The following is a 26,332-nucleotide window of genomic DNA, read 5'->3' as shown; positions in this document are numbered from 1 at the left end:
ACGGCCCGCCGCGCATGTCCGACACCGCTCCCGCCCGTGACGACTTCATCCAGGTCACCCCGGGGGTGCTCGACGCCGCGACCTGCGCGACGATCGTCGCGCGGATCCGCGCCAGCCAGGCGCTGCGTCCCGGCGAGGTGGGCGGCGGAGTGTACCCGGAGCTCAAGCACAGCCGCGACCTGTCGCTGGCCGGGAACCGCGACTGGGCCGACGTGGAGCAGGCGCTCAACGTGGCGGTCTACGGCGGTCTGCTGACCTATCTGCGCCGTTGGCCGCAGGCGCTGATCGCGCCGCTGATGCTGCAGCAGCCCGGCGCCGGCGGGGCGCTGCGCCGGCTCGAGGCCGACGACGTCGCGGCGATGGACGACCGCCGGCTCGGCGAGCTGGCGCGCACCTGCCTGCGGCCGGGCGCGATCAACCTGCAGTGGTACCGGGCGGGCGAGGGCGGGTATCCGTACTGGCATTGCGAGCTTTACCCGCGCGATCCGCAGTGCGAGACCCTCCACCGTCACCTGCTGTGGACGGTCTATCTCAACGACGGTTTCGACGCGGGGGAGACCGAGTTCCTGTTCCAGCGGCGCAAGGTCGCGCCGCGCACCGGCGACCTGCTGCTGGCGCCGACCGCGTTCACCCACACCCACCGCGGCAACCGGCCGCAGGGCGGCGACAAGTTCATCGCCACCAGCTGGATCCTGTTCCAGCGCGCGGAGCGGATGTTCGGGCGATGAGCTCGCCGATGGCGATGCCGGGAACCGGCCACCCGATCCTGGACGATGCCGGCGTCGACCGGCTGTCGGAACTGCTCGAGCGCGACGCGGTGCCGTTCGGCGGGATGGGGCTGGAGATGCTGGACGGGTTCCTGTCGGCCCTGGCGGTCGCGCCGGAACAGTTGCCGCCCGAGCGCTGGGAGCCGGCGGTGTGGGGCGGCCGCCGCCCCGGCGGGCTCGACCCGGAGCGCGAGCGGGAACTCGACGCGCTGCTGGCCGCGCACCAGGCACTGGCCAGCCAGCGCGCACGTCACGGCGAGGCGCCGCTGCCGGACCGGCTGGGCCTGCTGCTGTGGCTGCCGGAGGATCCGGACGAGGAAGGCGACGACGGCCTCGACATCGGCGTCGACTGGGCCCTGGGGTTCTTCCGCGCGGTGGAGCTGGACGAGGCCGGCTGGGACGCGTGGCTGGAAGCGGAGAGCTGGATCGTCGATGCGCTCGCGCTGATCGACCGGCTGGTGATCACGCCGAACCTGCCGGCGGACGTGCGCGCCGGGCTGGCCGGCGTTCCCGGCTTCGAGATGCCGACCTACGCGGAGCGTCTGGAGATCGTGCTGGCGCTGCCGGGGATCCTCTCCGACCTGCACCATCACCGCATCCGGATGCTCACCCCGCGCGTGCCGCTGCAGCGCGCCGCGGTGCCGGAGCGCAACGCACCGTGCCCCTGCGGCAGCGGGCGCAAGTACAAGAAGTGCTGCGGCGGGTGAGCGCTCCGGCGACCGCGGCGGAGCGCCGGACGAAGGCGCTGCCGCGGCGGCGGATCAGGCGCCTTCGCGCGGCTGGTTGAGCACCAGCCAGTACAGCCCGACCTGCTTGACCGCCCAGACGAACTGCTCGAAGTCGACCGGCTTGCGGATGTAGCTGTTGACCCCGAGCGCATAGCTGGCCTCGACATCGAACGGCTCGTTGCTGGTGGTCAGCACCACCACCGGCAGCGCGCGGGTGCGGGCGTCGCCGCGGATCGCCTGCAGCACCTCGCGGCCGTCGACCTTGGGCAGGTTGAGATCGAGCAGCACGATCGACGGCAGGTCGTCGGGGTCGCGGCTGGCGTAGGCGCCGCGGGTGAACAGGAAATCCAGGGCCTCGGCACCGTCGCGCACCACGGTCAGGGTGTTGGCGATCTTGGCCTCGGCGAAGGCGATGCGGGTCAACTCGACGTCGTCGGGGTTGTCCTCGACCAGGAGGATTTCCTTTTGCTTCATGCTGGACTCCGCGGCGCCGGAAGCTCGACGTGGAACGCGCTGCCGGTGCCGGGCGTCGATTCCGCCCACAGGCGGCCATCGTGGCGTTCCGCGATGCACTGCACCACCGCCAGCCCGAGCCCGTGCCCGCCGCCCTGTTCCGGTCCGTGCAGGCGCTGGAAAGGTTCGAACATGCGGTCAGCATAGCGCATGTCGAAGCCGCTGCCGTGGTCGATCACCGAGACCAGGGTGCGCCCGTCGCGACGCTCGCCGCGCACCTCGATGCGCACCCGCTCGCGCCCGGCCGAGAACTTCCACGCGTTGTGCAGCAGCCGCTCGAACAGCTGCTTGAGCAGGCGCTCGTCGCCCCAGGCGGACAACTGCGGCTGCACGCCGATTTCGGCGGCGCGGCCGGGCTCGGCGTCCTGCAGCTCGGCGATGCTCCACTCGGCGAGCAGGCTGACGTCGACCTCTCCCTCGCGCAGCGGCGCCCGCGCCGCATGCGACAGCGCCAGCAGGCCTTCGATCAGCCCCTCCATGCGCGCGGCGGCCTCGCCGATGCGATCCAGATACTCGCGCCCGCGCGGATCCAGGCCGTCGGAGTGGCTCGCGCCGAGGATCTGGGCGTAGCCGGCGATCGCGCGCAGCGGCGCGCGCAGGTCGTGCGAAATGCCATGCGCCAGCACTTCCTGCTGCCGTCGCAGCAACTGCAGCGCGCGCTCGACCTCGGGCGGCCGGTGGGCGGCGTCGCCAGAGGGCGGTGCGGCGGCGGGGTCGGGGGGCATCGCGCGATCCGGACGGTACGCGCGCAGTCTAGCGAGACTGCGGGGTCGGTGGGATGTATCGCGGCTAAATCGCGCCGCTCAGAACAGCTGGCCCTGCGGCGAATGCGCGCGCGGCGCGACGAACAGGCCGTCGTCCAGCGGCGGCAGGCGGCCGAATCCCAGCCTGCGGTGGGCGCGGGCGAAGCGCGCGGCGATCAGCGCCGCGAACGGCCCCTCGCCGCGCATGCGCGTGCCGAAGCCGCTGTCGTAGTCGCGGCCGCCGCGCATCTGCCGGATCAGGCTCATCACGTGCGCGGCCCGCTCCGGGTAGTGCAGTTCCAGCCACTCGCGCCAGATCTGTTTGAGCTCGTGCGGCAGCCTCAGCATCACGTAGCCGGCGGCAGCGGCGCCGTGTTCGCGCGCCGCGGCCAGGATCGCCTCCAGCTCGCTGTCGGTGATCGCCGGCACCACCGGCGCCACCAGCACGCCCACCGGCACTCCGGCGGCGGCCAGTTCGCGCACGACCTTGAGCCGGGTGTGCGGCGCTGCCGCGCGCGGTTCCATCCGTGCCGAGAGCCGGTTGTCGAGGGTGGTGATCGAGAGGTGGACGGTGACCAGGCGCTGCGCCGCCATCGGCGCCAGCAGGTCGAGATCGCGCAGCACCAGCGCGCTCTTGGTCACCAGGCTGACCGGATGCCGGCATTCGGCCAGCACCTGCAGCAGTTCGCGGGTGATCAGGTGGCGGCGCTCGACCGGCTGGTAGGCATCGGTGTTGATGCCCAACGCGATCGGCGAGCAGCGGTAGGAAGGCCTGGCGAGCTCTGCGCGCAGGCGCTCGGCGGCGTTGGTCTTGGCGTAGAGCCGGGTTTCGAAGTCGAGCCCCGGCGAGAGGTCCAGATAGGCATGCGACGGCCGCGCGAAGCAGTACACGCAGCCGTGTTCGCAGCCGCGGTAAGGATTGACCGACTGGCTGAAACCGACGTCCGGCGAGTCGTTGCGGCTGACGATGCTGCGCGCGCGCTCCTCGGTGACGGTGGTGGCGGGGTGGCTGGCCTGCGCCGCCTCGACGATGCCTGCCAGGGTGTCCCAGCCATCGTCCTCGGCGGCCACCGCGCGGGTCTCGTAGCGGCCGGCCACGTAGGAGGCCGCGCCGCGGCCCCGGGTCGCGGCGCTCGCCGGCAGCCGCAGCTTGTCGTCTTCGCGCATCCGCCCAAGGGTACGCCGCCGCGGTCGCAGCCGCCGCGACGGCGGCCTGCCGAACGCGGCCGACGGCCCGCGGCGCCGCGGCGAAACGGCTGCCGTTCGCAGTGCCGGAGCGCGGATTGGCCGGACCGCGGCCGGGTCCGCGTTGTTGTTCGATACCAGTCGCCACACCCCCGGGTCTCCGGGGGCGAAGTACGGGGGAAATACGTGATGCTGGCCGAACCGAACCTTCGCCGGGCCCGTCCCGGCCGCGCCGGAGCCGTTCCGGCGCGATTCGCCGCGCTCCACGCCCGGGCCCGAAGCGCCCGTGTCGATGCCCAGCCCGGCCCGCGCTGATGGCGGCGGCGGGCGGCGCGTGACGGCGCCCGCCCGGAGGGCGGTTCGCCCGCCGGACATCGCCCCGTCATCCGCCCGGTCGATACTCCCGGTCGCCGGCGACCGGCGGCCTGCCCTGTGCCGCCCCCGGCGGCCCGCACGGGGGGCGTGAAGATGGCAGCCGTTCCCAATTTCAGTCCGCATTGCGTGATCTGGTTCGGGCACCCGTCGCAGCGCGAGCGGGACCTGCTCTCGGCGGCCGGGTGGCGCCTGCGCATCGCCGATCCGGCCCGCGACGTGCGGGTGGGGATGCGCGGCGAGGACCAGGTGGTCGGCCTGGTGGACCTGCGCTGCGGCGTGGCCGAAAGCCTGGAGGCGCTGGAGCGGCAGGTCAACGACCATGCCGACCTGCCGCTGCTGGCGCTCACCTCGGAGCGCACTCCCGACGACGACGCCGCGGTGCGGCGGATCCTCAGCGCCTGCGGGGAACGCCTGGTGGCGCCGCTCAACACCCGCCAGCTGGGCCAGGCGCTGGCGGCGTTCGACCAGACCGGGCTGGCGCCGGTGGAGGCCACCGGGCTGGTCGGCCAGAGCCCGCCGATGCTGGAGGTGCACGCCACCGTGCACCGCTACTCGCGGGTCGACCTGCCGGTGCTGATCACCGGCGAGACCGGCACCGGCAAGGAGCTGGCGGCGCGCGCCCTGCACGAGCGCTCCTCGCGCCACCGCGGTCCGTTCGTCGCCGTCAACTGCGGCGCGCTGCCGCCGAGCCTGGTCCACGCCGAGCTGTTCGGACACGAGCGCGGCGCCTTCACCGGCGCCAGCGCGCGCCGGATCGGCCTGTTCGAGTCCGCCGACAACGGCACCGTGTTCCTCGACGAGATCGGCGACCTGCCGATGGACGCGCAGACCAACCTGCTGCGGGTGCTGCAGGAAGGCACCCTGGAGCGGATCGGCAACAGCCGCTCGCTGCGCATCGACGTTCGGGTGCTGGCCGCGACTCACGTCGACCTGGAAAAGGCGGTGGCCGAGGGGCGGTTCCGCGAGGACCTGTACTACCGCCTCGACGTGCTGCGCCTGGCGATGCCGCCGCTGCGCGACCGCGGCGAGGACGTGGAGCTGCTGGCGCGGCGGTTCCTGGAGGAGTTCCGCGAACAGCACGCGGTGACGGCGCGCGGCTTCAGCGCCGCCGCCCGCCAGGCGCTGCGCGCGCACCGCTGGCCAGGCAACGTGCGCGAACTGCTCAACCGGGTGCGCCGCGCCGCGGTGATCGCCGAGCAGGCGCTGATCGGGCCGGCCGACCTGCACCTGGGCGACGGCCGCGCCGGCGGCGCCGGGCTCGACCAGAAGCGAGAACAGGCCGAGCGCGAGGCGGTGCTGGCGGTGTTGCGCGAGACCGGCTACAACGTCAGCGCCAGCGCGCGGCGACTGCGGGTCTCGCGGGTCACCGTCTACCGGCTCTGCCGCAAGCACAGCCTGGCCCTGTCGGAACTGCGTTGAAGCCGGCGCGGCGCGCCCGCCCTCACAGCATGTAGGGCACCTTGAAGGTCAGGTTGAAGTCCGGCGCGTCCGGGGTCAGGCCGATGCCGAGCAGCCCGACCACGGTGGTGTCGGCGTTGAGCGCGTGGGTCACGCCGAGATTGAAGGTCGCGGCGTTGGCGTCGCTGCCGATCACCTTGATCCAGTCGGCGTTCTCGTAGCGGGTGCGGGCGCGCGCGTTGAGCCGGTCGCTGAGCGAGATGCTCAGGCTGGTGCGCTCGTTGAAGGCGAAGGCGACGCCGGCGCCGAAGTAGAACGCGCGGCCCAGCTTCACCTCGCCCGGGTTGGTGGTGGCCGGGTTGTTGTCGAGGTCGTCGAACTCGCCGGCGAACGAATGCACGTAGCCGATGTTGCCGAACAGGATCGCCGGGTCGGTGGTCTTGACCGCCGACAGCCCCACGGTGGCCTGCCACACGCCGTTGCCGGTGGGCTGCTCCTCGGGCACCGCGAAGCGGATGAAGTCGTCCTCGTCGCGCTCGAGCACTTCCCACGGGATCCCGTACGGCTCGCGCCCGGTGGGTGCGGTGACGCCGAAGTTGAGCACGGTCTCGGGCAGGAAGCCGCGCTCGCCGAACAGCTTGTAGTTGGCGCTGGCCGACACGTCGCCCAGGCCGGTGCCGGTGGTCTGCTCCTGGGCGATCGAGGCCGCCGCACCGCCGGCGCCGCCCTTCTGGTACACGGTCTTGCGGGCGATGTAGGGCACGTCCAGGTTCAGGGTCAGCCGCGGGCTCAGCCCCCAGCGCGCGGCGAAGTTGTAGTTCAGCGTGTCCGACTCGACGTTCTCGATGGCGATGTTGCCCAGGAAGATCGCGTCCAGCGCCAGGAAGCCGTTGAGGGTGAGCTGCTTGCGATCGTAGCGGTTGTAGCTGACGCTGTTCTCCAGGATCAACCGCTGGTTGAACAGCGCCTGGTTCTGCTGCTTGACGTCGGCGACGCTGCGGCTTTCCTCCTCCTGCGCGCGCTGGGCGTCCTCGGCGCTGCTGGCGTAGCCCTCCTGCGGCGGCGGCGACGGGGACGGGGGCGCCGCGGCGTCCAGCTGGGCTGGGGTCGCAGGCGTCGGCGCCGGTGCGGGGGAGGGTGCCGCTGCCGGCCCGACGGCGACCGCCGTGTCCGCGGCCACGCCCTCGGGCGCGACCCGGCCGCTGACCCGCGCCTGCAGCGCCTGCATGCGCATGTCCAGTTCGCGCAGGCGCCGCACCTCCTGGGCGTAGCTGGCCTTGAGCGCGGCCAGCTCCTGCATCAGCTCGCCCATTTCCTTGTATTCGGCCGGGCTCGGCGTGGCCGGATCCTGGGCGGCGGCGGTGCCGCACAGTACCAGGGAGAGTGCGGTGGCCAGCAGTCGCGGCCGGGCGAGCGGGGTCCTTTTCAAGCGGAGCTCCTGGACGGTCATCGGGATGGGCCGGTCAGATGCCGCCGAGCCCGCGGGTGAGCGAGATCGCCTGGGCCACGCCCTGGTCGAGCGCGGCGCTGGCCGGCAGCGACTGCCGCACCAGTTCCATGTGCAGCTGGTTGCTGACCGCCTGGCCGTCGCCGGTCAGGGCGACGCTCTGGCCGAGGCTGCCGGGGCGGATCCACTGGCGGGCAATGCCGTGGCCGTCGACCTGCAGCAGCACCTGCGCGGCACTGCCGTCGAAGCCGGCGCTGGCGCTCATCCCGGCGCCGGTGGCGGACGCCTGCGCGCTGCCGACCTCGAGCCCGCCCGACGGCGCCTCGCCGTCGCGCACGGTCAGGGTGGTGAGGTTGCGTGCGGCGTTGCCGTCGCCGGCCACCTGCACGCCCTGGACCAGGCCGGAGACGTTGTCCAGGCCGGCGGTGTCGACGCTGCGCTGGCCCTGCGGCGCCGAGAGCGGCGCGTCGGCCGCGGTGATGCTGACGCTCGGCATGAAGCTCACGCTGGGCTTGCCCTTGCTGAAGTCGAAGCCGACGTTGAGCTGGCCCTGCAGGGTCTGCCCGGCCTGGGTCTGCCAGGTCGAGACCATCGACACGCCGAACCAGAGCACGGCGTCGTTGCCGACGGTATAGCGGCCGCGCATGGCGCCGAGCTCGGCATCGGGGATCTCGGTCAGGCCGCGGGGCGCGGGCCCTTGCGGCGTGCTCTGACCCCAGGCGGGGACCGCCGCCAGCCCGGCGAGCAGCACCGGCAGCAGTCGAAGTGTTCGGGTGATGTCCATCTTTCGCTCCTTCAGAACAGGTCCGCGTGCGTGAACCCGAAGTCGAGCAGTTCGGCGTCGGTGATCGGGCCCTGGCGCGCGTACAGCGTCTTCGCGCTGGGCCGGGCCACCGGCTGCAACAGCACCGTGTTCCGGTCGAAATCACTGGCGATAACGACGAACACGGCGCGGGACGGCCACGACTCGAGGAATTCGGGCATCGGGACGCTGCGGTTGCCGAGGATCGGATCGGCCACCTCGACCAGGTCGCCGTCGACCTGCTTGAGCACCACGAAGTGGCGGAAGCCGCGCACGTCCATCAGGATCAACGCGGGCACGCGCAGGCTGCGCAGCCGCTCCTCGTCGACCCGGTAGCCGCGCCCGCGCATGCCGAGCGATTCGACGTAGCGCTTGATGTCGAGCAGCGAGAACCCGCGCTCCTGGACCACGGCGGGATCGGCCACGCCCATCATGCCCTCGATCACGGTCGCCTCGTCCGCGTCGAGGCGGTAGGCATAGCGAAGGATGGTGGCGAGTGCGGCGGCGCCGCAGCTGTAGTCGGTGTGCTGGCGTACCAGGTGGCGGAAGCGCGCCTCGTGCATGCTTTCCACCGGCTTGGTGAACAGCGCGCCGTTGGGCAGCACGCCGGAGAAGCGCACCTCGGCGGCGCTGGCGCCGGCAACCGCCGCCGCCAGCCACAGGCATGCGCCGGCCACGATCTTGTGCAACATCCGGATCTCCTTCGGGAGGAAGGCCCCGCTCCGCGGGGGATGCGGAGCGGGGCTTCCAGAGAATCCCGGCTCAGGGGAGGGCCGGGAGTTCACCTCTTGCGACGGCGCCTACTGCTCGCCGCCACCACCGCCACCGCCGCCGCCGGTGGAGGGCTGGGCCACGGCCATGGACAGGCTGTTGGCCTGCAGGTTGCCGGTGCCGGCCGCCACGTTGACGCCGATGTTGCCGGAGGCGCCGCTGAAGGCGCTGCCCGACAGGCTGGCGGTGTTGGTCGCATCGACCACGATCCACTGGGTCGTGCTGACCGTGCCGCTCAGGCTGGCGACCAGGTCGCTGTAGGACAGCTCGACGAAGCCCAGCTCGCCTTCCTCGGAGCCCTGGTAGCTGCCGGCCTCGTCGGTGTCGAACGCCAGTCCGCCCACGCCCTGCCGGTACGGGTTCTGCACCGCGCCCTGGCTCTCGTTGTCGAAGTCGGCGTGGCCGATGTTGTCGCCGGCCGGGTGGTCCTGGCCTTCCCACATGTCGGCGTAGAAGTTGCTCTGCTGGTAGGCGTTGCCGCGGCCGGCGTAGCGGCCCTGCTCGCTGCCCTCGTAGGCGCCCACGCCCACGCCCAGCGACAGGCCCTCGACCGAGCCGCTGAGGGTGATGTCGACGCTGTCGGTCATCTGCTCGATGCGCCCGGAGTTGCTGACGGCGTTGCCGGTCGAGACCTGGTTGGAGCTGACGCTCGACTGCGCATACGCCGAGGTGGCGACCGATGCGGCCAGCGCGTTCTTCTGCTCGTTGTTGTTGCCCGAGGCGACGTTGGCGCCGATGTTGCCGGAGGCGTTGGCGAAGGCGTTGCCGCCGATGTCCGCGGCGTTGGTGACCCCCATGTTCATCGTCTGGTTGCCGGCGCCGTACTGGTTGACGAAGATCTCGGCGTCGGCGAGGCCGAAGGCGAAGCTGGCGTCGGCGGCCGACAGGGCGACGGCGTTGTCCTGGGCGTTGTTGTCGCCGGCGGCGACGTTGAACGCCAGGTTGCCCGAAGCCTCCGAGCCGACGTCGTCGCCGATCGAGGCGTCGTTGGTCAGCATGTCGTTCATGCCGGCGTTGCCGGTGATCGACTGGCGGTTGTCGACCACCGCGATCGCCGCGGAGTCGATCTCGATGTCGCCCGAGAGGGTCGGGTCGCCGGTGAAGGCGATGTCCGAGCTCAGCGAGAGTTCCTTGTCGAGCTGCACGTTGACCCCGTGCTCGTTGCGCTCGGAGCTGACGTTCTCGGTCCGCTCGATGTTCTCGTACTCTTCATTGGTGGTCAGGCTGTGCGACTCGGTCAGGCTCTGGTCGATGCGCTGGCGGGTGCGGCGGTCGAAGCTGTCGCTGTAGGACATCGCGACGTCGATGTCCTTGTCCACGTCCATGTTGAAGTTGGTGTTGCTGGTATTGGTACTGGTGTTGGTGTTCGTGTTGGTGTTGGTGGTGTAGTTGCGGGTGTCGTCGACGGTGATGTCGTGGTCGATCACCACGGTCTCGTTGTACTCGACGTCCTGCGCCTGGGCCGCACCGGCCGTTACCGCGGCGACCGCAATCGCGAGCGCCGTCCATTTCGTATTCGCTTTCATGATGTCCTCTGCTTTCTCTCTGGAGTGAAGTGCCGGTTCACGGAACGGTCTGCACGGACATCACGAAATGGTTGTCCGTGGCATTGCCCGACCCCGCGATCTGATTGAGCTGGAACACGCCCTCGAATCCCTGCAGCGCAGAGGCTTCCACGGCGACCTTCCGGTCCCCCGCATCCGCCTCCCCCTGGTTGGGTCGGTGTTCCAGCCCTGCTGACGCGAACAGCGGCGACGAGAGCTGCTCGTCGCTGGTTTCGCGTATGCCCTGTTGCGCCAGCGTCACGGCGATCGCGTTGAGTTCCGCGTTGCCGCTGCCGCTGGCCTGATTGATGGAAACCATCCCGTTCGCACCGTCGAACGCCTGGCCGCCGATCACCGCGGTGGCATCGCGCGGCGCGTTGGCGTCGTCGCCGAGGCTGCGCTGGCGCGCGTCGATACCGGCGCTGGCGCCGGTGCCGACCGCCATGCTGCGCAGGTTGGCCTGCTGATTGAGATCGCCGGCGGCCATGTTGACGGCGATCGCGCCGCTGGCGCCGGCGAGCGCGCGTTCGTCGATGCGGGTCTCGGCCAGCCAGTCGAGCATCGCCGCGTACTCATCGGCATGCTGTGCCCGCGCCCCACCGAAGGGTCCCGCCAGCAGCGCCGCGGCCACCACGAGCGCGCGCATGCTCACGGACCGCCGTTCCCGGCCGGCGCCTGCCCGAAGGGAAACTGCGACAGCGCGCGGTTGACCTGGTCGCCCACGCCGCGGGTGGCGCCGCCGATGGCGCCGAGCGGCGTGGAGAGCGCGCCGTTGATGCCGCCACCGGACAGGGTGCCACCGTCGCCGGTCGCCCGGCCCAGGCTGGCGCCCACCGCGGTACTGGTCATGCGCTCGACGGTGCCGGCGCCGTGGCGCCCGGCCAGGACCATGCTGTTGCCGGAATCCATCGCCGCGAAGTCGGCGTCGGACAGTTCGCCGGTCCCCAGCACCCCGTCGATCTGGGCGTTCGGGGTCGGGTCGACGATGGTCGCGATGCTCGGCGGCATCGGCCGGTAGGCGTGGCGCGTGTTGACGTCGCGCAGCAGCACGATCTCGCCGTGTTTCGGCTCGACGCCGGTACGCGCGCCGGCGGCCTGCGCCAGGCCGGGGGCGGCGCAGGCCAGCAGCAGCAGCGCGATGGTTCGGGTCGTGGTCATCGGGGGTCCCCAGCGAAGATTGCGAGGGAACCAACGCAGGGCCCGTGCCAACTCTAAAATTGCTTGTATTTCAATGTGTTGCGACGACCCTGCAGTGGCTACGGCCGGCCTGGGCGTTACGTCCGCTTGGCAGTCCGCGCGCACCGGCAGCGGCGCGCGTGGCGCGGCGCCGCGGTTTGCGGGGGAACGCCGGGTGTCTCGCGCCTGTTACACCCCCGCGGGTGACGGTTTACACGCACCGGCACAACACGATGGTTCCGCTGGCGCGAGCGCGGCGCTAGCCTAGGAGGCCGCTTCCGCGCCGACCGAACGCAGGCTCCACAGATGCCCGAACTGCTGCAGCGCGGCTGGGACGCGCTGGTTTCGACCCCCGGCCTGGCCGCGCTGCTGGTCGGCGTCTGGCTGCTGTACCTGGTCTGGCTGGGCGGCTGGATCGTGCTGCAGAAGCGCGAGCCGGTGGCCACGCTGAGCTGGCTGCTCGGTCTGGCGCTGCTGCCCTACGTCGGCTTCCTGATCTACCACGTATTCGGTCCGCAGCGGATCCGGCGCCAGCGCCTGCGTCGCGCCCACAGCCGCGCGCGCATTCCCCAGGACCAGGACGGGTTCTCGGCGCATGCCGATGCCGCGGAGCTCGCCAAGCTGGCGCGCGCGGCCTCGGGGCTCGCGCCGGCCTCGGCCACCGCTGTGCGCCTGCTGATCGACGGGGGAGGCACCTACGAGGCGCTGCTGGCGGACATCGCCCGCGCCCGCGACCACGTCCACCTGGAGTACTACATCTATCACCCCGACAGGTGCGGCGCGGCCTTGCGCGACGCCCTGGTCGAGCGCGCCCGCGCCGGGGTGAAGGTGCGGTTGCTGATCGATGCGATCGGCGGTTCCCGGGCCCGGCACTTCTTCGGCGCCCTGTCCGCCGCCGGAGGCGAGGTGGCCTGGTTCCACCCGACCCGCTTCGGCCGCTTCTGGCAGCGCCCGTGGCTCAATCTGAGGACCCATCGCAAGATCGTGGTGATCGACGGCCGCATCGGCTACACCGGCGGCATCAACATCAGCGAGGACCACGACGAGCGGCGCCGCGACGACGCGTTCCGCGACCTGCACGTGCGGATCGAGGGAGAAGCGGTGCGACGCTTGCAGAAGGTCTTCGTGGAGGACTGGATCTACGCCGGGGCCGACGATCGCTGCCTCGACGGGATCGCCGCGCAGACTCCGGAAGCGGATCGCGGCCCGGTCGCCGCCCAGGTGCTGACCTCGGGCCCCGATTCGCCGTGGGAGTCGATCCACCGGATCTACGTCAGCGCGATCCATGCGGCGCGCGAGCGGGTCTGGCTGGTGACCCCCTACTTCGTCCCCGGCGAGGCGGCGATGATGGCGCTGACCTCGGCCGCCCTGGCCGGGCTCGACGTGCGGCTGCTGCTGCCCAAGCGCAGCGACTCGCTGCTGGTCACGCTGGCTGCGCGCTCCTACTTCGACGCGCTGCTCGACGCCGGCGTCAAGGTCTACGAATACGGGCCACGGATGCTGCACACCAAGGCGCTGGTGATCGACGATTCGCTGGCATTGGTGGGCAGCGCCAATTTCGACCACCGCAGTTTCCGGCTCAACTTCGAGGTCTCGGTCCTGTTCGACGACGCCGCGCTGGCTTCGGAACTCGCCGCCCACGTCGAGGGCGAGCTGCGCCAGGCCGCGAGGGTGCGCCCTGCCGGCCGACGGCCGCTGCGCCAGCGCCTGCCGGAGGCCCTGGCGCGGTTGCTTTCGCCGCTGCTCTAGCCGGCCAGCGACGGGCGGCGTTTCCGGCCGCCCGGGCGGCTGCCAGCGCCCACGGCAGGCGCTAGACTGGCGGGGATTTCATGGACCGAAGGACCCCGCCATGCCCTGGCTGTTCCTGCTTCTGGCGATCGCCGCATTCGCCATCGCGATGTCGACCAAGTCGCTGGCGCTGGCGGTGGTATGCATTCTCGCCGCGCTGGTGCTGCTGGTGATCTGGGTGATGGGCCTGCTGGCCCAGCGCGTCGGTAGCCAGACCCGCGACGACTCGATGATGATCGATCCGCAGGAGTTGCGCCGCCTGCGCGAACAGGCGGAGGCCCGGCGCTCGGCCGAGGCGCCGGCCGCGCCCGGCGACGTGCCGCAGCGTTGACGCGCCCCCGTGGCGCCGGGCCGGGACCGGCGCATGCGATGACGGCGATGACGCGGCTTAGCGTCAACCTCAACAAGATCGCGCTGCTGCGCAACGCCCGCGGCGGTCGCGATCCGGACGTGCTGCAGGCGGCGCGCGCCTGCCTGGATGCCGGTGCCCACGGCATCACCGTGCACCCCCGGCCCGACGCCCGCCACGCCCGCGCCGACGACGTACTGGCGCTGGCGACGCTCTGCCGGGAGCGCGGCGTGGAGTTCAACCTGGAGGGCAACCCGTTCGCGCCGGCGCGGCCCGGCTACCCGGGCTTCGTGGCGCTGTGCCGCCAGGCCCGCCCCGACCAGGCCACCCTGGTCCCGGACGCGGACGGCCAGCTGACCTCCGATCACGGCTTCGACTTCGCGCGCGACGCTGCCGTGCTTCGGCAACCGGTCGCGGCGCTGCGCGCACTCGGCTGCCGCGTCAGCCTGTTCGCCGATGCCGGCGCGGATGTCGCGCAGGCCGCGGCGGTGGGTGCCGACCGGATCGAGCTCTACACCGGCCCCTTCGCCGAAGCCCACGCCCGCGGAGACGCGTCCGAGGCGCTGGAGCGCTGCGCCGCCACCGCGCGGCTGGCGCGCGAAGCCGGGCTGGGCGTCAACGCCGGGCACGACCTGAGCCAGCAGAATCTGGCGGCGTTCCTCGCCGCCGTTCCCGGCGTGCTGGAAGTCTCGATCGGCCACGCGCTGGTGGTCGAGGCCCTGTACGGCGGCCTGGTCCCGACGGTGCGCCGGTACCTGGAGCTGCTGTAGCGGCCCGGTCGAGCGGCGCGCTCAGGGTTGGCGGACGAACCCCACCCGGTGCATCCCGGCGTTGCGGGCGATCGCGAGAACCGAGGCCAGGGCCTGGTAGTCGCTGTCCGGATCGGCGGAGATCGCCAGCAGCGGCGGCTCGCCGGACTCGGCCGTGGCCGCCGCCTCGCGCATCTGCGCGGCGAGCGCCTGCGTGGTGGTGGCCGAACCATTCCAGTACAGCTGGCCGGCGCCATCGATCCGCAGCGCCTGCGGGCGGCTCGGCGCGGGCTCGGCGCGATGCGGGCCGGGCTGCGGCAGGTCCAGCGGGATGCGGTGGCTCGAGGCCGGCGAGGCGATCATGAAGATCACCAGCAGCACCAGCATGATGTCGGCGAGCGGGATGATGTTGATCTCGGCGACGGCGGGTTGCGCGGACACGGCGGAGTACGTCATCTGACACCTCGCAGGTCGGAACCACGCCTCGAGCCTACGCCCGGGCCGGCGCCCGACGCAAGCGGAGCGCTCAGGGCTTGGAGCGCCCCCTGGCGCAGGCCCCCCGCCCGCCAAAAAAAACGCCGCCCGGAGGCGGCGTCGAAGGTTGCGGTAAGCGTACGGGCCGGCGCGCTGCAGGGGCGACGGCCCGGGTGGTGCGGCTACTTCTTGACGAAGCCGATCTTCAGCATCTGCGCGTTCTTGGCGTGCGCCAGCACCTTGGCCAGCACCCCGTAGTCGGAGTCCTCGCTCGCGTCGATCTCCAGCGTCGGCTGGTTGGTCGGATCGCGCTGGACCTCGGCCTCCATCATGTTGCGCAGGGCGCTGATCGGGGTCGGGCTGTCGTTCCAGAACACCTGCCCGGCCGGGTCGATCCGCAGGCGGATCGGCTCGGGCGGCTCCACCGGATTGTCCGGCGGATTGATCGAGCGCTGCGGCAGGTCGATGTCGATCGGATACGACAGCTGCGGCGCCGTCACCATGAAGATGATCAGCAACACCAGCATCACGTCCGCGAGCGGAATGATGTTGATGTCGGCCATCGGGCCTTCGCCGGCATCGGAACTGAATGCCATCGTGGGTCTCCGTTAGTTCTGTTCGCGGGTCGCCACGAAGCCGACCTTGCGCATGCCCTGGGCCTGCGCGATGGTCACGACCTCGTTGACGATCCGGTACTTGGTGGTGGCGTCTCCGCGCACGTTGACCGGCGGCTGCGGCGTCTTCTGCGCCTCCACCGAGAGCGCGCTTTCCAGCAGCTCCCGGCTCACCGGCTGATCGTTGAGGTAGATCTGGCCGCTCTCGGTCACCGCGATGGTGATCGGGGGAGCCGGCGGGGCCTCTTCGGGACGTTCGTCCAGGTTGGCCTGCGGCAGCTCCACCTTGATCTTGTGCGCCATCAGCGGTGCCGTGACCATGAAGATGATCAGCAGCACCAGCATCACGTCGACCAGCGGCACGACGTTGATCGCCGCCATCGGCTTGCCGCCGCCCTCGTTGCTACTGAAAGCCATGTCGGACCTCCCTCAAGTCGATCCGGATCAGCGCTGAACCGGCGGTGCGACGTCGCCCACGCGCGAACCGGTGGCGAAGAAGTCGTGCAGGTCGTGCGCGAAGGTATCGAGCTTGTTGTTGGTGATGCGGTTGGTGCGGGTGAAGAAGTTGTAACCCAGCACCGCCGGGATCGCCACGCCCAGACCGATCGCGGTCATGATCAGCGCCTCGCCGACCGGACCGGCGACCGCGCCGATGTCGGCCTGGCCGCTGGCGCCGATGCGGATCAGGGCGCGATAGATGCCCCAGACCGTACCGAGCAGACCGACGAACGGGGCGGTCGAGCCCACCGTCGCCAGCAGGGTCAGGCCGGCCTCGAGCCGCAGCGACTCGCGGGTCACGCCCTGGCGCAGCGCGCGATCGACGAACTCGGAGCGGTTCAGCGACTCGACCAGGCGCGAGCCCTCGTGACGCTGGTGGTGGGCCGCGGCCTGGGCCGCGTCGAGCGCGACCTTGGAGAACGGCTCGCTGCGCGGCTGCTCTTCCATGTAGCGGATCGCATCCTGCGCGTTAGGAGTTTCCCAGAACGTGCTGATCACGCGGTCGGAGCTCGAACGCAGACGCGCGTTCTTGATGAAGTTGAAGATGATCCAGTAGATCGACATGGCCGACATGGCCAGGAGGGTGCACAGCACCAACCAGCCGACGATGTCGAGGTGCTGGATCATGTCCGCGAAGCCCATCTGCTGCAGCGCTGCGGCGCTGTCGGCGGCTCCGGAGACAGGGGCGTTGGTGGTTTCCTGCAGCATGACGCTTACCTTTGAGTGGTGAAGTTTGGAGTTATGGATGGATCGGTGACGCGAAACGGGTGGTGCGGGCGAAGCAACTCAGATGATGCGCCCGGCGCGGGTCAGCCGCCGAGGTTGAAGTCGACCGGAACGCGCACGCGACCGGCGGCCGGGCGGCCGTCGACCGTGGCGGGATTGAACCGCCAACGGCGCGCCGCCTGTACCGCGGCGCGATCGAGATCGCGGTTGCGGCTGGAGGTCTCGACCGAAACGTTGGTGACGTTGCCCTGGGCGTCGACGTCGACGATCAGCACCACGGTGCCCTGGATCCCGGCGCGCAGCGCGGACGGCGGGTACTTGGGCGGATTCATGTTCTTGGAGGAGATATCGACGCTGGCGCCGATGTCGGCGACCGGGGCCGGTGGCGCCGGCGGCGCCGGCGGCGGCGCCGGCGTATCGATCGGCGAGGGCTCGTCGAAGACCACCGGCGGCTCCTCCGGCGGCGGCGGCGTCGGGGTCGGCTGCGGCGGCACCAGTTCCTTGATCTCGCGCGGCTTGGGCGGCTCTGGCGGCGGCGGTGGCGGCGGCGGTGGCGGCGGCGGCGGCTCGATGATGACCACCTGGGTCACCTCCTCCGCTTCGGGGCCGGCGCTGGGAGGGTTGACCGGGGCCAGCAGCAGCAGCACGGCGGTCGCATGGAACGCGATCACCATGGTGAAGCCGGCGATGCGCGCCCAGTTGAGGCCTTCGTCTTCGTCGCTCTTGTCGATCGTCGGCAAGCGTTGCGTCATGCGGGGAACTCAAGTCTGTCCGGACGCCGGAGCGCCCCGGTCTAGTTGTTCGGAATCCTGTTGCCCTTCGCAGGGCAACGGGAATCCCCAAGTCTATACCAATCCTGACAGCGGTTACCAACTCCCCGGAAACGTTTTCCCGGGGCCGGCCGCCTAGCGGGAGAGGATCTGCGTCGCCTCCTGCGGGCGCGCCAGGCCCTTGTCCAGCGCCTGCTGCGCGGCCTCCTTGGCTTCGGCGTCGCGCCCCTCGCCCGCCAGCACCTTGGCCAGGTTGAGATAGGTCTCGCCATCCTCGTCCAGGGGCGCCGCCTTGCGATAGGCCTCGATCGCAGGCTCGGTCTGCTCGGAGAAGTAGTGGGCCTGGGCCAACGCGACGTAGGTCTGGTGGTTCTCCTCGAGCACGCCCTTCTGCAGGCCGTCGTTGATCACCTCGATCGCCTTCTGTTCGCCGCCTTCGGTGTTGAGGTGCAGCGCGAAGAGGTTGCGGTATTCGCGGTCCTCGGTCAGCTGGCCCTCGGCACGCAGCTTCTCCAGCACTTCGATCGCCTTGTCCATCTGCTCGGCCTGCATGTACATGCTGGCGAGATTGATCTGCGCGCGCTTGTCGCCGGGAGTCTTCGCGGCCATCTCCTCGCCCAGCGCCGTGGCTTCGGCAGTCTGGCCGGTCTCCGCATAGGAAGCCATCAGCGCCTGCACCCAGCCGCCGTTCGGGTTCTCGGACGCCTCGATCGCCGCCTTGAGAGCCGGAATCGCCTCGGCGTACCGCTCCGCCTGGTAGAGCAGCTGGCCCTTCAGCGCCAGGTCGTCTGCCTTGTCCGACTGGGTCTCCTGCAGGTAGCGGTCGAGCGTGGCCAGGCTGGCGTCGGTCTGTTCCTCCTGGGCCTGCAGCTGCGCCAGCATCAGCATCGACTGGAAGTGACCGTTGTTGTCGAGCGCGTCGAACTCGACCGCCTGCTGAAGGTAGGCGATGGCGGCGGCGCTGTCGTCCTCGCTGTAGGCGGCATTCGCGGCCAGCTGCGCGGCATAGGCCTTGTCGTAGTCGTTGGCGCGCTCCTCGGCGATGATCGCGTCGGCCAGCTCGCGGACCTCGGCGTACTGTTCCTTCTCGAACGCCTCGCCCAGCTTGTTCAGGCGCTGGCCCATCCGCTGCGAGGCGCCTTCGCTCGGAGCCTCGCGGGTCGCCTGCGGATACAGCGGCTCGGCCTTGGGCGTGGAGCGCCCGCGCCGCTGGCACTCCTCGGCGGCAGCGTCGACCTTGGGCTGCAGCGCCGCGGCCGCCGGAGCGGCGGTGCCGAGGGCGGTGGCCATCGCGAGCGCGAGCAGGGCGGGCGCGGGAATCATCGCTTTCATTGCTTCACCTTTCTGTCGTTGCTGGACCGGCGTCCGCCGGGTATCGGAATCGGTACGGCGACGATGCTTCGCCCGGCCCGCGCGGTCAACCGCAACGGGGAACCCGCCCCGCGGAGCGCGCCTGTTCGTAGGCCGGCATCAGGCTGGCGGCACGCGACTGGAGTTCGCCGATGCGGCTCTGCGGATCGGGGTGGGTGGACAGCCACTGCGGCGGGCGGCTGCCCCCGGCGGCGATCATGTTCTGCCACAGATTGACCGCCGCGCGCGGATCGAACCCCGCGCTGGCCATCAGCCGCTGGCCGACCACGTCGGCCTCGCTCTCCTGGGTGCGCGAACCGGGCAGCAGGAACCCGGCCTGGGCGGCGATGCTTCCGCCCTGCACCGCGGCATTGCCGACGCCTTCGCCGTAGCGCGAACCCAGCAGCGCGCCGACCACCTGCAGCGCGCCGCTGGCGCCGGCCTGGCGGGTGATGCGCTCGTCGTGGTGGCGCGAGATCACGTGGCCGATCTCGTGGGCGATCACCGCCGCCAGCTGGTCCTGGTTGCGGGCCACGCTGAAGATCCCGGTGTAGACGCCGACCTTGCCGCCCGGCAGGGCGAAGGCATTGGGATTGTCGTCGGCGAAGACCGCGGATTCCCAGCCGATCTGCCGGGACTGCGCCGGCAGCTGGGCGACGATGGCGTTGACCACGCAGCCGACGTAGGCGGTCTGGCGGCGATCGTTGCTCAGCTTCTGTTTGGCCTTCATTTCGGCGAAGGCCTGGCTGCCGAGCTGGTCGAGCTGCGCCTCCGGCACCGCGCCGACGTACTGGGTGCGCCCGGTCGGCGAGGTGGTCGTGGCGCAGGCCGCCAGCACGACGACGGCACCGAGCGCGAGCAGGAACGGTTTCATGGCGGGCTTCTGGGGAGGCAAGGGGGCCGTTGTAGACCGGCCCAGATTAAAAATTCGTCAAACGCCGGAGCACCGCGGGGCCCGGACGCAGGCGCACCGATGCTACGCGCCGAACATGGCACCGCAATGACCGCTTCGCTCAGACATCGAGATTGGCGACCTTCAGCGCATTGTCCTCGATGAAGCCGCGCCGCGGCTCCACCACGTCGCCCATCAGGGTGCTGAAGATCTGATCGGCGGCCACCGCATCCTCGATCCGGACCTGGAGCAGGCGCCGGGTTTCCGGATTGACCGTGGTTTCCCACAGCTGCTCGGGATTCATCTCGCCCAGACCCTTGAAGCGCTGGATCTGCCGGCCCTTCCTGGCCTCGTCGAGCAGCCACGCCTGGGCTTCGGCGAAGCTGGCCACCGCCTGGCTGCGGTTGCCGCGGGCGATGCGCGCGCCGCTGCGGATCAGCTCGTGCAGCAGCGCTGCGGCCTCGCGCAGGCTCCTCAGCTCACCGCCCTCGAACGCGGCCAGTGGCAGGACCTGCTGCTGCTCCAGGCCCATGTGGCGCCGGACCACCAGCAGGGTGGTCGGCGTGCCGCCGGCGTCGCGCTGCAGCTGCAGGGCGTAGCGCGGCCGCCCCAGCCCGCTGCGATTGAGCCTGGCTTCGAGCCCGTCGAGCACCTGCCGGGCCTGGGCGTCGTCGCCGAGGTGCGCGGCGTCCAGCGGAGCGGCATCGATCAGGCTCTCGAGCACCGCCGGATCGTAGCGGTGGGCGTTGCGGGCGATCGCCTCGCGCGCGCCGGCGTAGGCGAGCAGCAGCTTCTCCAGCTGCACCCCCTCGATCGCCGGTTCGCCCTCCGCCGGCACCAGCGCCGCGCCCTCGACCGCATTGCTGGCCAGGTAGGCGTCGAGGGCCGCGTCGTCCTTGAGGTACAGCTCGCTCTTGCCCTGCTTGATCTTGTAGAGCGGCGGCAGGCCGATATAGATGTGGCCGCGCTCGATCAGTTCCGGCATCTGCCGGTAGAAGAAGGTCAGCAGCAGGGTGCGGATGTGGCTGCCGTCGACGTCGGCATCGGTCATCAGGATGATGCGGTGGTAGCGCAGCTTGTCGGGGTTGTACTCGTCCTTGCCGATGCCGGTGCCCAGCGCGGTGATCAGGGTGCCGACCTCGGCCGAGGCCAGCATCCGGTCGAAGCGCGCGCGCTCGACGTTGAGGATCTTGCCCTTGAGCGGCAGGATCGCCTGGGTCTTGCGGTTGCGGCCCTGCTTGGCCGAGCCGCCGGCCGAATCGCCCTCGACGATGAACAGTTCCGAGAGCGCCGGATCCTTTTCCTGGCAGTCGGCGAGCTTGCCGGGCAGCCCGGCGATATCGAGCGCGCCCTTGCGCCGGGTCAGGTCGCGGGCCTTGCGCGCCGCCTCGCGGGCGCGCGCGGCATCGACGATCTTGCCGGCGATCGCGCGCGCCTCGGCGGGGTTCTCCTGGAGGAACTCCTCCAAACGTGCGGCGAACGTGCCCTCAACCACCGGTCTCACATCGGATGAGACGAGCTTTTCCTTGGTCTGCGAGGAGAAGCTCGGGTCCGGCACCTTGACCGACAGCACCGCGATCATGCCTTCGCGCATGTCGTCGCCGGAGAGGGTGATCTTGGCCTGGCGGGCGATGCCGTTCTGCTCGATGTAGGTGCTCAGGGTGCGGGTCAGCGCCGCGCGGAACCCCTGCAGGTGGGTGCCGCCGTCCTTCTGCGGGATGTTGTTGGTGAAGCAGAACATCGTTTCCTGGTAGGCGTCGGTCCACTGCAGCGCCACCTCGACGGTGATGCCGTTCTGCTCGCCCGAGACCGAGATGACGTTGGGGTGCAGCGGGGTCTTCAGTTGCGCCAGGTGCTCGACGAACGAACGGATGCCGCCCTCGTACTCGAACGTGTCGCGGCGCGGCTCGCCGCGGTCGTCGCCGCGCTCGTCGAGCAGGGTGATCCGCACCCCGGAATTGAGGAACGACAGCTCGCGCAGGCGGCGGGCGAGGATGTCGTAGTGGAACTCGGTGTCGGTGAAGATCTCGGCCGCCGGGCGGAACCGCAGCAGGGTGCCGCGCTTGTCCGAGGGGCCGAGGACCTTGAGCGGATACAGGGGCTCGCCCAGCGCGTACTCCTGGCGGTGATGTTGCCCGTCGCGCCAGACGTCCAGCCAGAGATGCTCGGACAGGGCGTTGACCACCGACACGCCGACGCCGTGGAGGCCGCCCGAAACCTTGTAGCTGTTGTCGTCGAACTTGCCGCCGGCATGCAGCACGGTGAGGATCACCTCGGCCGCCGACACGCCCTCCTCCCGGTGGATATCGACCGGAATGCCGCGGCCGTTGTCCGAGACCGAGACCGAGCCGTCGACGTGGATGGTCACCAGGATCTCGTCGGCATGGCCCGCCAGCGCCTCGTCGACGGCGTTGTCGACCACCTCGAACACCATGTGGTGCAGGCCGGTTCCGTCGTGCACGTCGCCGATGTACATGCCGGGCCGCTTGCGCACGGCCTCCAGGCCGCGCAGCACGGTGATCCTGGACGAATCGTAGGGGTTGCCGCCCGGCTGGGGCTGCTCTGGAGTCTGTTCGGTCATTCGCGTCTTCTGGGCTGGGCGGCCCCGGCCCCGCGGCGTACTCGCCGCCGGACACATTAACTATAGGGGCGCAACCGGTCGATTATAGCATCCGGGCGATGCGCCAACCGCGCCGCGGACCGGTCAGGCCGGCGCCACCCGCCCCTGTTCCACGTGGAACAGGTTGGCCTGGCCCAGCCCGGGCAGCTGGGTGTCCGGCCAGTCGGTGCCGCTCACGAACACCTGGGCGCCGCCCTCGCGCAGCGTCGCAAGCACCCGCTGGCGGTGCGTCCTGTCGAGCTCCGAGGCGAGGTCGTCGAGCACCATCACCGGCCATTCGCCGCGGCAGGCGGCGTAGTCGCGGGCCTGGGCGACCAGGCAGGCCAGGGCGGCCAGCTTGGTCTGTCCCCGCGACAGCGGCTCGCGGTTCGGGGCGCTACTGAAGCCGAGCCGCCAGTCGGCACGATGGGGTCCCACCGAGGTGTGCCCGAGCGCGCGGTCGCGGTCGCGCGCCAGCAGCAGCGCATCCTCCAGCGGAAGCTCGTCGCGGCGCCAACCTGGCTGCAGCTGCAGCGTCGCCGTACCGAGCATCGGCGCCAGCCCGGCGACGGCCTCCCGCAGTAGCGGTTCGAGCCGCTCGAGGTAGCGCTGCCGCGCGGCGGTCAGCGGCTCGCCCGCCAGCGCGAGTTCCCGGTCCCAGGCCTCGAGCTGGTCGGTCGGGGCAAGCGACTTCAGCAGGGCATTGCGCTGGCGCAGGGCACGTGCGTAGCGACGCCACACCGCGAGGAAATCCTGTTCCACGTGAAACAGACCCCAGTCGACGAAGCGCCGGCGCGGTTCGCCGCCTCCGGAAATCAGCGCGTGGCTGCCCGGCTCGAAGCTCACCACGGCCAGCGCGGCGCACAGATCCCCCAGCTGCGCCACCGCCTCGCCATCGAGGCGGCCGCTCCAGTCGCCGCCGGCATGGCGCAAGCCGGCACGGCGCGGCTGCCCGCACTGCCGCTCGATCCACTCCACGAACACTTCCAGCGCCGGGCAGCCGCTACGCACCAGCCCGTCGCGGACCCGGCCCCGGAAACTGCGCCCGTAGGCCATCAGATGCAGGGCCTCGAGCACGCTGGTCTTGCCGGCTCCGTTGTCGCCTATCAGGAAGTTGAGCCCCGGCCCCGGTTCGAGCTCGATGCTCTCGAGCCTGCGCAGATTGCGCACGTGCAGGCGGGTCACCCGCATCGGCCGCTCCGAGTTGGCTGAATGGCAAAACGCCCGGACCAGGCCGGGCGTTCGCGTTTCACGTGGAACCTCGGCGGCGTCACAGGCGCAACGGCATCACCACGTGGCGGCAGCGCTCGTTGCCGGCCTCGCGCACCAACGCGGAGGAGTTGGCATCGCGCAACTGCAGGACCACGTGTTCCTCGCGCAGGGCGGAAAGTGCATCCAGCAGGTAGTTCACGTTGAAGCCCACGGCCAGGTCGTCGACGCTGGTGTCCGCCTCGACTTCCTCCTGGGCCTCTTCCTGCTCGGGGTTGTGGGCACTGATCTTCAGCAGCCCCGGCGACACCTCCACCCGCACGCCGCGATACTTCTCGTTGGACAGGATCGCGGCGCGCTGCAGCGAGGCGCGCAGCACCTCGCGGTCGATCCTGACTTCGCGATCCGCGCCGATCGGAATCACCGCCTCGTAGTCGGGAAAGCGGCCATCGATCAGCTTGCTGGTGAAGGTGACATCGTCGCGCTTGACCCGCAGGTGGCTGCGGTCCATCTCCAGTTCGAGCTCGCGGTCGCCGCCCTCGAGCAGCCGCTGCAGCTCCTGTACGCCCTTTCGCGGCACGATGATCTGGCGCTTGGTAGCGACCGTGGCTTCCAGTTCCGCTTCGCAAAGCGCCAGGCGATGGCCGTCGGTGGCGACACAGCGCAAGCGGCGGTCGCCGAGGTCGAACAGCAAGCCGTTGAGGTAGTAGCGCACGTCCTGCTGCGCCATCGCGAAGGCGGTGCGCTCGATCAGCTCCTTGAGCACCGCCTCCGGCACCTGGACCCGCTCGGTGGTCTCGACGTCGTCGATCGCCGGGAAGTCGTTGGCGGGCAGGCTCGCCAGAGTGAAGCGGCTGCGACCCGCCTGCACCGTGACCTTGTCGCCGGACTGCGACACCGTGACCTTGCTGCCGTCGGGCAGGGCACGGACGATCTCGAACAGCTTGCGCGCCGGGATCGTGGTCTCGCCATCCTGGGCATCGTCGACCGGGGTCCTCGCGACCATCTCGACCTCGAGGTCGGTCCCGGTCAGCGACAGCCGCCCGTCGCTCACCTGGGCGAGCAGATTGGCCAGCACCGGCAGGGTCTGCCGGCGTTCGACGACGTTGACCACCTGCGCCAACGGTTTCAGAAACACTTCGCGTTGCAGACTGAAGCGCATGCCGGTCCTGTCTCCCGATGCCCTGGTTCCAAAAGATTGGATAAATCAGAAAGCTGGTGGTGATGGAGCCCGGAAAATCGGGCGATAACTCATATAAACACTTGAATTTGAAAGAAATTTTCTACCGGCAACCGGGTGGATAACCGTTCCTGCCCGGGCTGGCAACCTGTGGACAGTTCTGCGGGGCGGTTTCGCTCCCCAGCTTGTCCACAGGCCTCCGGGGGCCTTGTCCCCAGCATCCAGCACGCACCCGGCCGCCTATTCACTGAGCTTGCGGATCAGCTTGTCCCAGTCCTCCCGCAGCTTTCCGTCGGTCTCCTGCAGGGTCTTGATCTGCCTGCAGGCGTGCAGCACGGTGGTGTGGTCGCGTCCCGCGAACGCGTCGCCGATCTCGGGCAGGCTGTGCTCGGTCAACTCCTTGGCCAGCGCCATCGCCACCTGGCGGGGGCGGGCCAGCGAACGGGTACGACGCTTGGACAGCAGGTCCTTGATCTGCAGGCCGTAGTAGTCTGCCACGGTCTTCTGGATATTGGCGATGCCGACGCTGTGCATCTGCGCCCGCAGCAGGTCGCGCAGGGTTTCCTGGGCGAACTCCGGCGTGATGCTGCGGCCGGTGAAGTTGGCGCGCGCGGTCAGGGTGTTGAGCGCGCCCTCGAGGTCGCGCACGTTGGAGCGCATCTTCTTGGCGATCAGGAACGCCACGTCCTCGGGGATCTGGGCGCCGCGCTCGCGCGCCTTGGACAGCACGATCTGCGCCCGGGTCTCGAAATCGGGTGGGTCGATCGCCACCGAGAGGCCCCAGGCCAGGCGCGACTTCAGCCGCGGCTCCAGGCCTTCCACTTCGCGGGGGAAGCGGTCGCAGGTCATGATGATCTGCTGGCGGCCGTCGAACAGCGCGTTGAAGGTGTGGAAGAACTCCTCCTGGGTGCGCTCCTTGCCGGCGAAGAACTGGATGTCGTCGATCAGCAGCGCGTCGACCTGCTGGAAATGGCGCTTGAAACCGTCCATCGCCTTGTCCTGCAGCGCCCGCATCATCGCGCTGAAGAACTGCTCCGAACGCAAGTAGAGGACCCGCACCGCGGGGTTCTGCCGGCGCATCTCGTTGCCGGCCGCGAACATCAGGTGGGTCTTGCCCAGGCCGGTGCTGCCGTACAGCAGCAGCGGGTTGTGGGTGCGGTCGCCGGGCTTCTGCGCCGCCTGCCAGGCGGCCGCGCGGCCGAGCTGGTTGCTGCGGCCCTCGACGAAATTGTCGAACGTGTAGTGGGTATCCAGGTTGCCGTGGAACGCCTCGGCCACCGGCGCCGGCGCCATCACCGGCTGGGTATCCAGCGCCACCGCGCGCGGCAGCGAACCGATCTCCAACGCCACCTCGTCGCTATCGCCGAAGTGCCCGAGCAGTTCGCGGATGCGGGTCAGGTAGCGGGCGCGGACCTCGTCGCGGACGAAGGCGTTGGGCGCGTACAGCACGGTGGTGTGGTCGCGGCGCGTGGCCTGCAGCGGTTTCAGCCAGGTGTGGACATCCTCGGCCGGCAATTCGGCTTCGAGGCGTTCGAGACAGCGGGGCCATGCATCCATCGAGTGTTGCGTCCAGCGTCGGCGAAGGCGCCGGACAACGGCAGGCGTCGCGGCGCGGGCGGGCATCGGGTGTGATCGCGCAGCCTACCACCGCCCCCCCGGGGCTACCATTGCCAGCCGCTCCCGCG

General features: G+C 70.5%; 26 protein-coding genes. 6 read left to right on the top strand and 20 right to left on the bottom strand.

Annotation, left to right across the window (positions count from 1 at the left end):
- Positions 1-14 precede the first annotated feature (14 nt).
- Both QFW77_RS06445 and QFW77_RS06440 read left to right on the top strand, forming a co-directional pair.
- A complete protein-coding gene (locus QFW77_RS06445; protein WP_280573571.1) occupies positions 15-728 on the top strand; it encodes a 2OG-Fe(II) oxygenase in 714 nt (237 codons plus the stop codon).
- Positions 725-1,474, top strand: a complete 750-nt coding sequence (locus tag QFW77_RS06440) for a UPF0149 family protein (RefSeq protein WP_280573570.1) — start codon at positions 725-727, stop codon at positions 1,472-1,474. The genes QFW77_RS06445 and QFW77_RS06440 overlap by 4 nt, the downstream gene beginning before the upstream one ends.
- A 54-nt stretch (positions 1,475-1,528) precedes the next feature.
- Here the strand turns inward: QFW77_RS06440 and QFW77_RS06435 are convergent, their stop codons facing one another.
- From QFW77_RS06435 to QFW77_RS06425, 3 genes are all read right to left on the bottom strand, one after another.
- Entirely contained in the window at positions 1,529-1,969 is a 441-nt protein-coding gene (locus tag QFW77_RS06435) for a response regulator (RefSeq protein WP_280573569.1), read from the bottom strand.
- Positions 1,966-2,733: a sensor histidine kinase gene (locus QFW77_RS06430; protein WP_280573567.1), complete on the bottom strand. Its 768-nt coding sequence runs from the start codon at positions 2,731-2,733 to the stop codon at positions 1,966-1,968. The genes QFW77_RS06435 and QFW77_RS06430 overlap by 4 nt, the downstream gene beginning before the upstream one ends.
- A gap of 78 nt (positions 2,734-2,811) precedes the next feature.
- A complete protein-coding gene (locus tag QFW77_RS06425) occupies positions 2,812-3,918 on the bottom strand; it encodes a PA0069 family radical SAM protein (RefSeq protein ID WP_280573566.1) in 1,107 nt (368 codons plus the stop codon).
- 486 nt (positions 3,919-4,404) lie between these two features.
- Here QFW77_RS06425 and QFW77_RS06420 point away from each other — a divergent pair, with 486 nt between their 5' ends.
- Complete coding sequence (locus QFW77_RS06420) at positions 4,405-5,730, top strand: sigma-54 dependent transcriptional regulator (RefSeq protein WP_280573565.1); 1,326 nt, start codon at positions 4,405-4,407, stop codon at positions 5,728-5,730.
- A 22-nt stretch (positions 5,731-5,752) separates the two neighbouring features.
- Here the strand turns inward: QFW77_RS06420 and QFW77_RS06415 are convergent, their stop codons facing one another.
- From QFW77_RS06415 to QFW77_RS06390, 6 genes are all read right to left on the bottom strand, one after another.
- Positions 5,753-7,159: a transporter family protein gene (locus QFW77_RS06415; protein WP_331487875.1), complete on the bottom strand. Its 1,407-nt coding sequence runs from the start codon at positions 7,157-7,159 to the stop codon at positions 5,753-5,755.
- A 13-nt stretch (positions 7,160-7,172) separates the two neighbouring features.
- Positions 7,173-7,940 carry a hypothetical protein gene (locus QFW77_RS06410; protein WP_280573563.1) on the bottom strand — a complete coding sequence of 256 codons (768 nt, stop codon included), beginning with the start codon at positions 7,938-7,940 and terminating at the stop codon, positions 7,173-7,175.
- An 11-nt stretch (positions 7,941-7,951) separates the two neighbouring features.
- Positions 7,952-8,650 carry a C39 family peptidase gene (locus QFW77_RS06405; RefSeq protein ID WP_280573562.1) on the bottom strand — a complete coding sequence of 233 codons (699 nt, stop codon included), beginning with the start codon at positions 8,648-8,650 and terminating at the stop codon, positions 7,952-7,954.
- 108 nt (positions 8,651-8,758) lie between these two features.
- Positions 8,759-10,255, bottom strand: a complete 1,497-nt coding sequence (locus QFW77_RS06400) for a FapB/FapC family functional amyloid domain-containing protein (RefSeq protein WP_280573561.1) — start codon at positions 10,253-10,255, stop codon at positions 8,759-8,761.
- A gap of 37 nt (positions 10,256-10,292) precedes the next feature.
- Positions 10,293-10,919: a FapB/FapC family functional amyloid domain-containing protein gene (locus tag QFW77_RS06395; protein ID WP_280573688.1), complete on the bottom strand. Its 627-nt coding sequence runs from the start codon at positions 10,917-10,919 to the stop codon at positions 10,293-10,295.
- Positions 10,920-10,921: 2 nt separating this feature from the next.
- Positions 10,922-11,431 carry a FapA family amyloid fibril periplasmic chaperone gene (locus QFW77_RS06390; protein ID WP_280573560.1) on the bottom strand — a complete coding sequence of 170 codons (510 nt, stop codon included), beginning with the start codon at positions 11,429-11,431 and terminating at the stop codon, positions 10,922-10,924.
- A gap of 324 nt (positions 11,432-11,755) precedes the next feature.
- On the opposite strand from QFW77_RS06390, the gene cls reads away from it, so the two are divergent.
- The 3 genes from cls (at position 11,756) to QFW77_RS06375 (ending at position 14,356) form a co-directional block, all read left to right on the top strand.
- On the top strand, positions 11,756-13,198 hold the full coding sequence (gene cls, locus QFW77_RS06385; RefSeq protein WP_280573559.1) for a cardiolipin synthase: 1,443 nt from the start codon (positions 11,756-11,758) through the stop codon (positions 13,196-13,198).
- A 100-nt stretch (positions 13,199-13,298) separates the two neighbouring features.
- The gene (locus QFW77_RS06380; RefSeq protein WP_280573558.1) at positions 13,299-13,568 is read left to right on the top strand and encodes a hypothetical protein; all 270 of its coding nucleotides are present in this window, start codon (positions 13,299-13,301) and stop codon (positions 13,566-13,568) included.
- Positions 13,569-13,615: 47 nt separating this feature from the next.
- Positions 13,616-14,356, top strand: a complete 741-nt coding sequence (locus tag QFW77_RS06375) for a pyridoxine 5'-phosphate synthase (RefSeq protein ID WP_280573557.1) — start codon at positions 13,616-13,618, stop codon at positions 14,354-14,356.
- Positions 14,357-14,377: 21 nt separating this feature from the next.
- Here QFW77_RS06375 and QFW77_RS06370 read toward each other — a convergent pair whose 3' ends face one another.
- The 11 genes from QFW77_RS06370 to dnaA form a co-directional block, all read right to left on the bottom strand.
- On the bottom strand, positions 14,378-14,791 hold the full coding sequence (locus QFW77_RS06370; RefSeq protein ID WP_280573556.1) for an ExbD/TolR family protein: 414 nt from the start codon (positions 14,789-14,791) through the stop codon (positions 14,378-14,380).
- Between the two features lie 200 nt (positions 14,792-14,991).
- Positions 14,992-15,405 carry an ExbD/TolR family protein gene (locus QFW77_RS06365; protein WP_280573555.1) on the bottom strand — a complete coding sequence of 138 codons (414 nt, stop codon included), beginning with the start codon at positions 15,403-15,405 and terminating at the stop codon, positions 14,992-14,994.
- A gap of 12 nt (positions 15,406-15,417) precedes the next feature.
- Positions 15,418-15,840 (bottom strand): ExbD/TolR family protein, encoded by a 423-nt coding sequence (locus QFW77_RS06360; protein ID WP_280573554.1) that lies wholly within the window; start codon positions 15,838-15,840, stop codon positions 15,418-15,420.
- A gap of 27 nt (positions 15,841-15,867) precedes the next feature.
- Positions 15,868-16,629, bottom strand: coding sequence for a MotA/TolQ/ExbB proton channel family protein (locus QFW77_RS06355; RefSeq protein ID WP_280573553.1), 762 nt, complete (start codon positions 16,627-16,629; stop codon positions 15,868-15,870).
- 101 nt (positions 16,630-16,730) lie between these two features.
- Positions 16,731-17,399, bottom strand: coding sequence for an energy transducer TonB (locus QFW77_RS06350; RefSeq protein WP_280573551.1), 669 nt, complete (start codon positions 17,397-17,399; stop codon positions 16,731-16,733).
- 153 nt (positions 17,400-17,552) lie between these two features.
- Entirely contained in the window at positions 17,553-18,749 is a 1,197-nt protein-coding gene (locus QFW77_RS06345; RefSeq protein ID WP_280573550.1) for a tetratricopeptide repeat protein, read from the bottom strand.
- An 85-nt stretch (positions 18,750-18,834) separates the two neighbouring features.
- Positions 18,835-19,641, bottom strand: a complete 807-nt coding sequence (locus tag QFW77_RS06340) for a M48 family metallopeptidase (RefSeq protein WP_280573549.1) — start codon at positions 19,639-19,641, stop codon at positions 18,835-18,837.
- 139 nt (positions 19,642-19,780) lie between these two features.
- Entirely contained in the window at positions 19,781-22,240 is a 2,460-nt protein-coding gene (gene gyrB / locus QFW77_RS06335) for a DNA topoisomerase (ATP-hydrolyzing) subunit B (protein WP_280573548.1), read from the bottom strand.
- A 123-nt stretch (positions 22,241-22,363) separates the two neighbouring features.
- Complete coding sequence (gene recF / locus QFW77_RS06330) at positions 22,364-23,449, bottom strand: DNA replication/repair protein RecF (protein ID WP_280573547.1); 1,086 nt, start codon at positions 23,447-23,449, stop codon at positions 22,364-22,366.
- Positions 23,450-23,528: 79 nt separating this feature from the next.
- The gene (gene dnaN, locus QFW77_RS06325; protein ID WP_280573546.1) at positions 23,529-24,629 is read right to left on the bottom strand and encodes a DNA polymerase III subunit beta; all 1,101 of its coding nucleotides are present in this window, start codon (positions 24,627-24,629) and stop codon (positions 23,529-23,531) included.
- A gap of 258 nt (positions 24,630-24,887) precedes the next feature.
- Complete coding sequence (dnaA, locus tag QFW77_RS06320) at positions 24,888-26,204, bottom strand: chromosomal replication initiator protein DnaA (RefSeq protein ID WP_280573545.1); 1,317 nt, start codon at positions 26,202-26,204, stop codon at positions 24,888-24,890.
- Positions 26,205-26,332 lie beyond the last annotated feature (128 nt).

This window comes from Luteimonas endophytica, from assembly GCF_029887875.1.
In the GTDB taxonomy this organism is placed as follows: Bacteria; Pseudomonadota; Gammaproteobacteria; order Xanthomonadales; family Xanthomonadaceae; genus Luteimonas; species Luteimonas endophytica.
Note: the sequence above shows the minus strand (reverse complement) of the source record. Positions and strands in the feature narration are given on the sequence as shown.

Excerpts from the sequence above, each read along its gene's own strand:
- QFW77_RS06350 (WP_280573551.1), bottom strand. The coding sequence starts at position 17,399 with ATGACGCAACGCTTGCCGACGATCGACAAGAGCGACGAAGACGAAGGC.
- QFW77_RS06380 (WP_280573558.1), top strand. The coding sequence starts at position 13,299 with ATGCCCTGGCTGTTCCTGCTTCTGGCGATCGCCGCATTCGCCATCGCG.
- QFW77_RS06435 (WP_280573569.1), bottom strand. The coding sequence starts at position 1,969 with ATGAAGCAAAAGGAAATCCTCCTGGTCGAGGACAACCCCGACGACGTC.
- QFW77_RS06400 (WP_280573561.1), bottom strand. The coding sequence starts at position 10,255 with ATGAAAGCGAATACGAAATGGACGGCGCTCGCGATTGCGGTCGCCGCG.
- QFW77_RS06425 (WP_280573566.1), bottom strand. The coding sequence starts at position 3,918 with ATGCGCGAAGACGACAAGCTGCGGCTGCCGGCGAGCGCCGCGACCCGG.
- QFW77_RS06430 (WP_280573567.1), bottom strand. The coding sequence starts at position 2,733 with ATGCCCCCCGACCCCGCCGCCGCACCGCCCTCTGGCGACGCCGCCCAC.
- dnaN (WP_280573546.1), bottom strand. The coding sequence starts at position 24,629 with ATGCGCTTCAGTCTGCAACGCGAAGTGTTTCTGAAACCGTTGGCGCAG.
- QFW77_RS06445 (WP_280573571.1), top strand. The coding sequence starts at position 15 with ATGTCCGACACCGCTCCCGCCCGTGACGACTTCATCCAGGTCACCCCG.
- dnaA (WP_280573545.1), bottom strand. The coding sequence starts at position 26,204 with ATGGATGCATGGCCCCGCTGTCTCGAACGCCTCGAAGCCGAATTGCCG.
- QFW77_RS06355 (WP_280573553.1), bottom strand. The coding sequence starts at position 16,629 with ATGCTGCAGGAAACCACCAACGCCCCTGTCTCCGGAGCCGCCGACAGC.
- QFW77_RS06405 (WP_280573562.1), bottom strand. The coding sequence starts at position 8,650 with ATGTTGCACAAGATCGTGGCCGGCGCATGCCTGTGGCTGGCGGCGGCG.
- cls (WP_280573559.1), top strand. The coding sequence starts at position 11,756 with ATGCCCGAACTGCTGCAGCGCGGCTGGGACGCGCTGGTTTCGACCCCC.
- QFW77_RS06410 (WP_280573563.1), bottom strand. The coding sequence starts at position 7,940 with ATGGACATCACCCGAACACTTCGACTGCTGCCGGTGCTGCTCGCCGGG.
- QFW77_RS06370 (WP_280573556.1), bottom strand. The coding sequence starts at position 14,791 with ATGACGTACTCCGCCGTGTCCGCGCAACCCGCCGTCGCCGAGATCAAC.
- QFW77_RS06415 (WP_331487875.1), bottom strand. The coding sequence starts at position 7,159 with ATGACCGTCCAGGAGCTCCGCTTGAAAAGGACCCCGCTCGCCCGGCCG.
- recF (WP_280573547.1), bottom strand. The coding sequence starts at position 23,449 with ATGCGGGTGACCCGCCTGCACGTGCGCAATCTGCGCAGGCTCGAGAGC.
- QFW77_RS06340 (WP_280573549.1), bottom strand. The coding sequence starts at position 19,641 with ATGAAACCGTTCCTGCTCGCGCTCGGTGCCGTCGTCGTGCTGGCGGCC.
- gyrB (WP_280573548.1), bottom strand. The coding sequence starts at position 22,240 with ATGACCGAACAGACTCCAGAGCAGCCCCAGCCGGGCGGCAACCCCTAC.
- QFW77_RS06395 (WP_280573688.1), bottom strand. The coding sequence starts at position 10,919 with ATGCGCGCGCTCGTGGTGGCCGCGGCGCTGCTGGCGGGACCCTTCGGT.
- QFW77_RS06345 (WP_280573550.1), bottom strand. The coding sequence starts at position 18,749 with ATGAAAGCGATGATTCCCGCGCCCGCCCTGCTCGCGCTCGCGATGGCC.
- QFW77_RS06440 (WP_280573570.1), top strand. The coding sequence starts at position 725 with ATGAGCTCGCCGATGGCGATGCCGGGAACCGGCCACCCGATCCTGGAC.
- QFW77_RS06390 (WP_280573560.1), bottom strand. The coding sequence starts at position 11,431 with ATGACCACGACCCGAACCATCGCGCTGCTGCTGCTGGCCTGCGCCGCC.
- QFW77_RS06375 (WP_280573557.1), top strand. The coding sequence starts at position 13,616 with ATGACGCGGCTTAGCGTCAACCTCAACAAGATCGCGCTGCTGCGCAAC.
- QFW77_RS06360 (WP_280573554.1), bottom strand. The coding sequence starts at position 15,840 with ATGGCTTTCAGTAGCAACGAGGGCGGCGGCAAGCCGATGGCGGCGATC.
- QFW77_RS06420 (WP_280573565.1), top strand. The coding sequence starts at position 4,405 with ATGGCAGCCGTTCCCAATTTCAGTCCGCATTGCGTGATCTGGTTCGGG.
- QFW77_RS06365 (WP_280573555.1), bottom strand. The coding sequence starts at position 15,405 with ATGGCATTCAGTTCCGATGCCGGCGAAGGCCCGATGGCCGACATCAAC.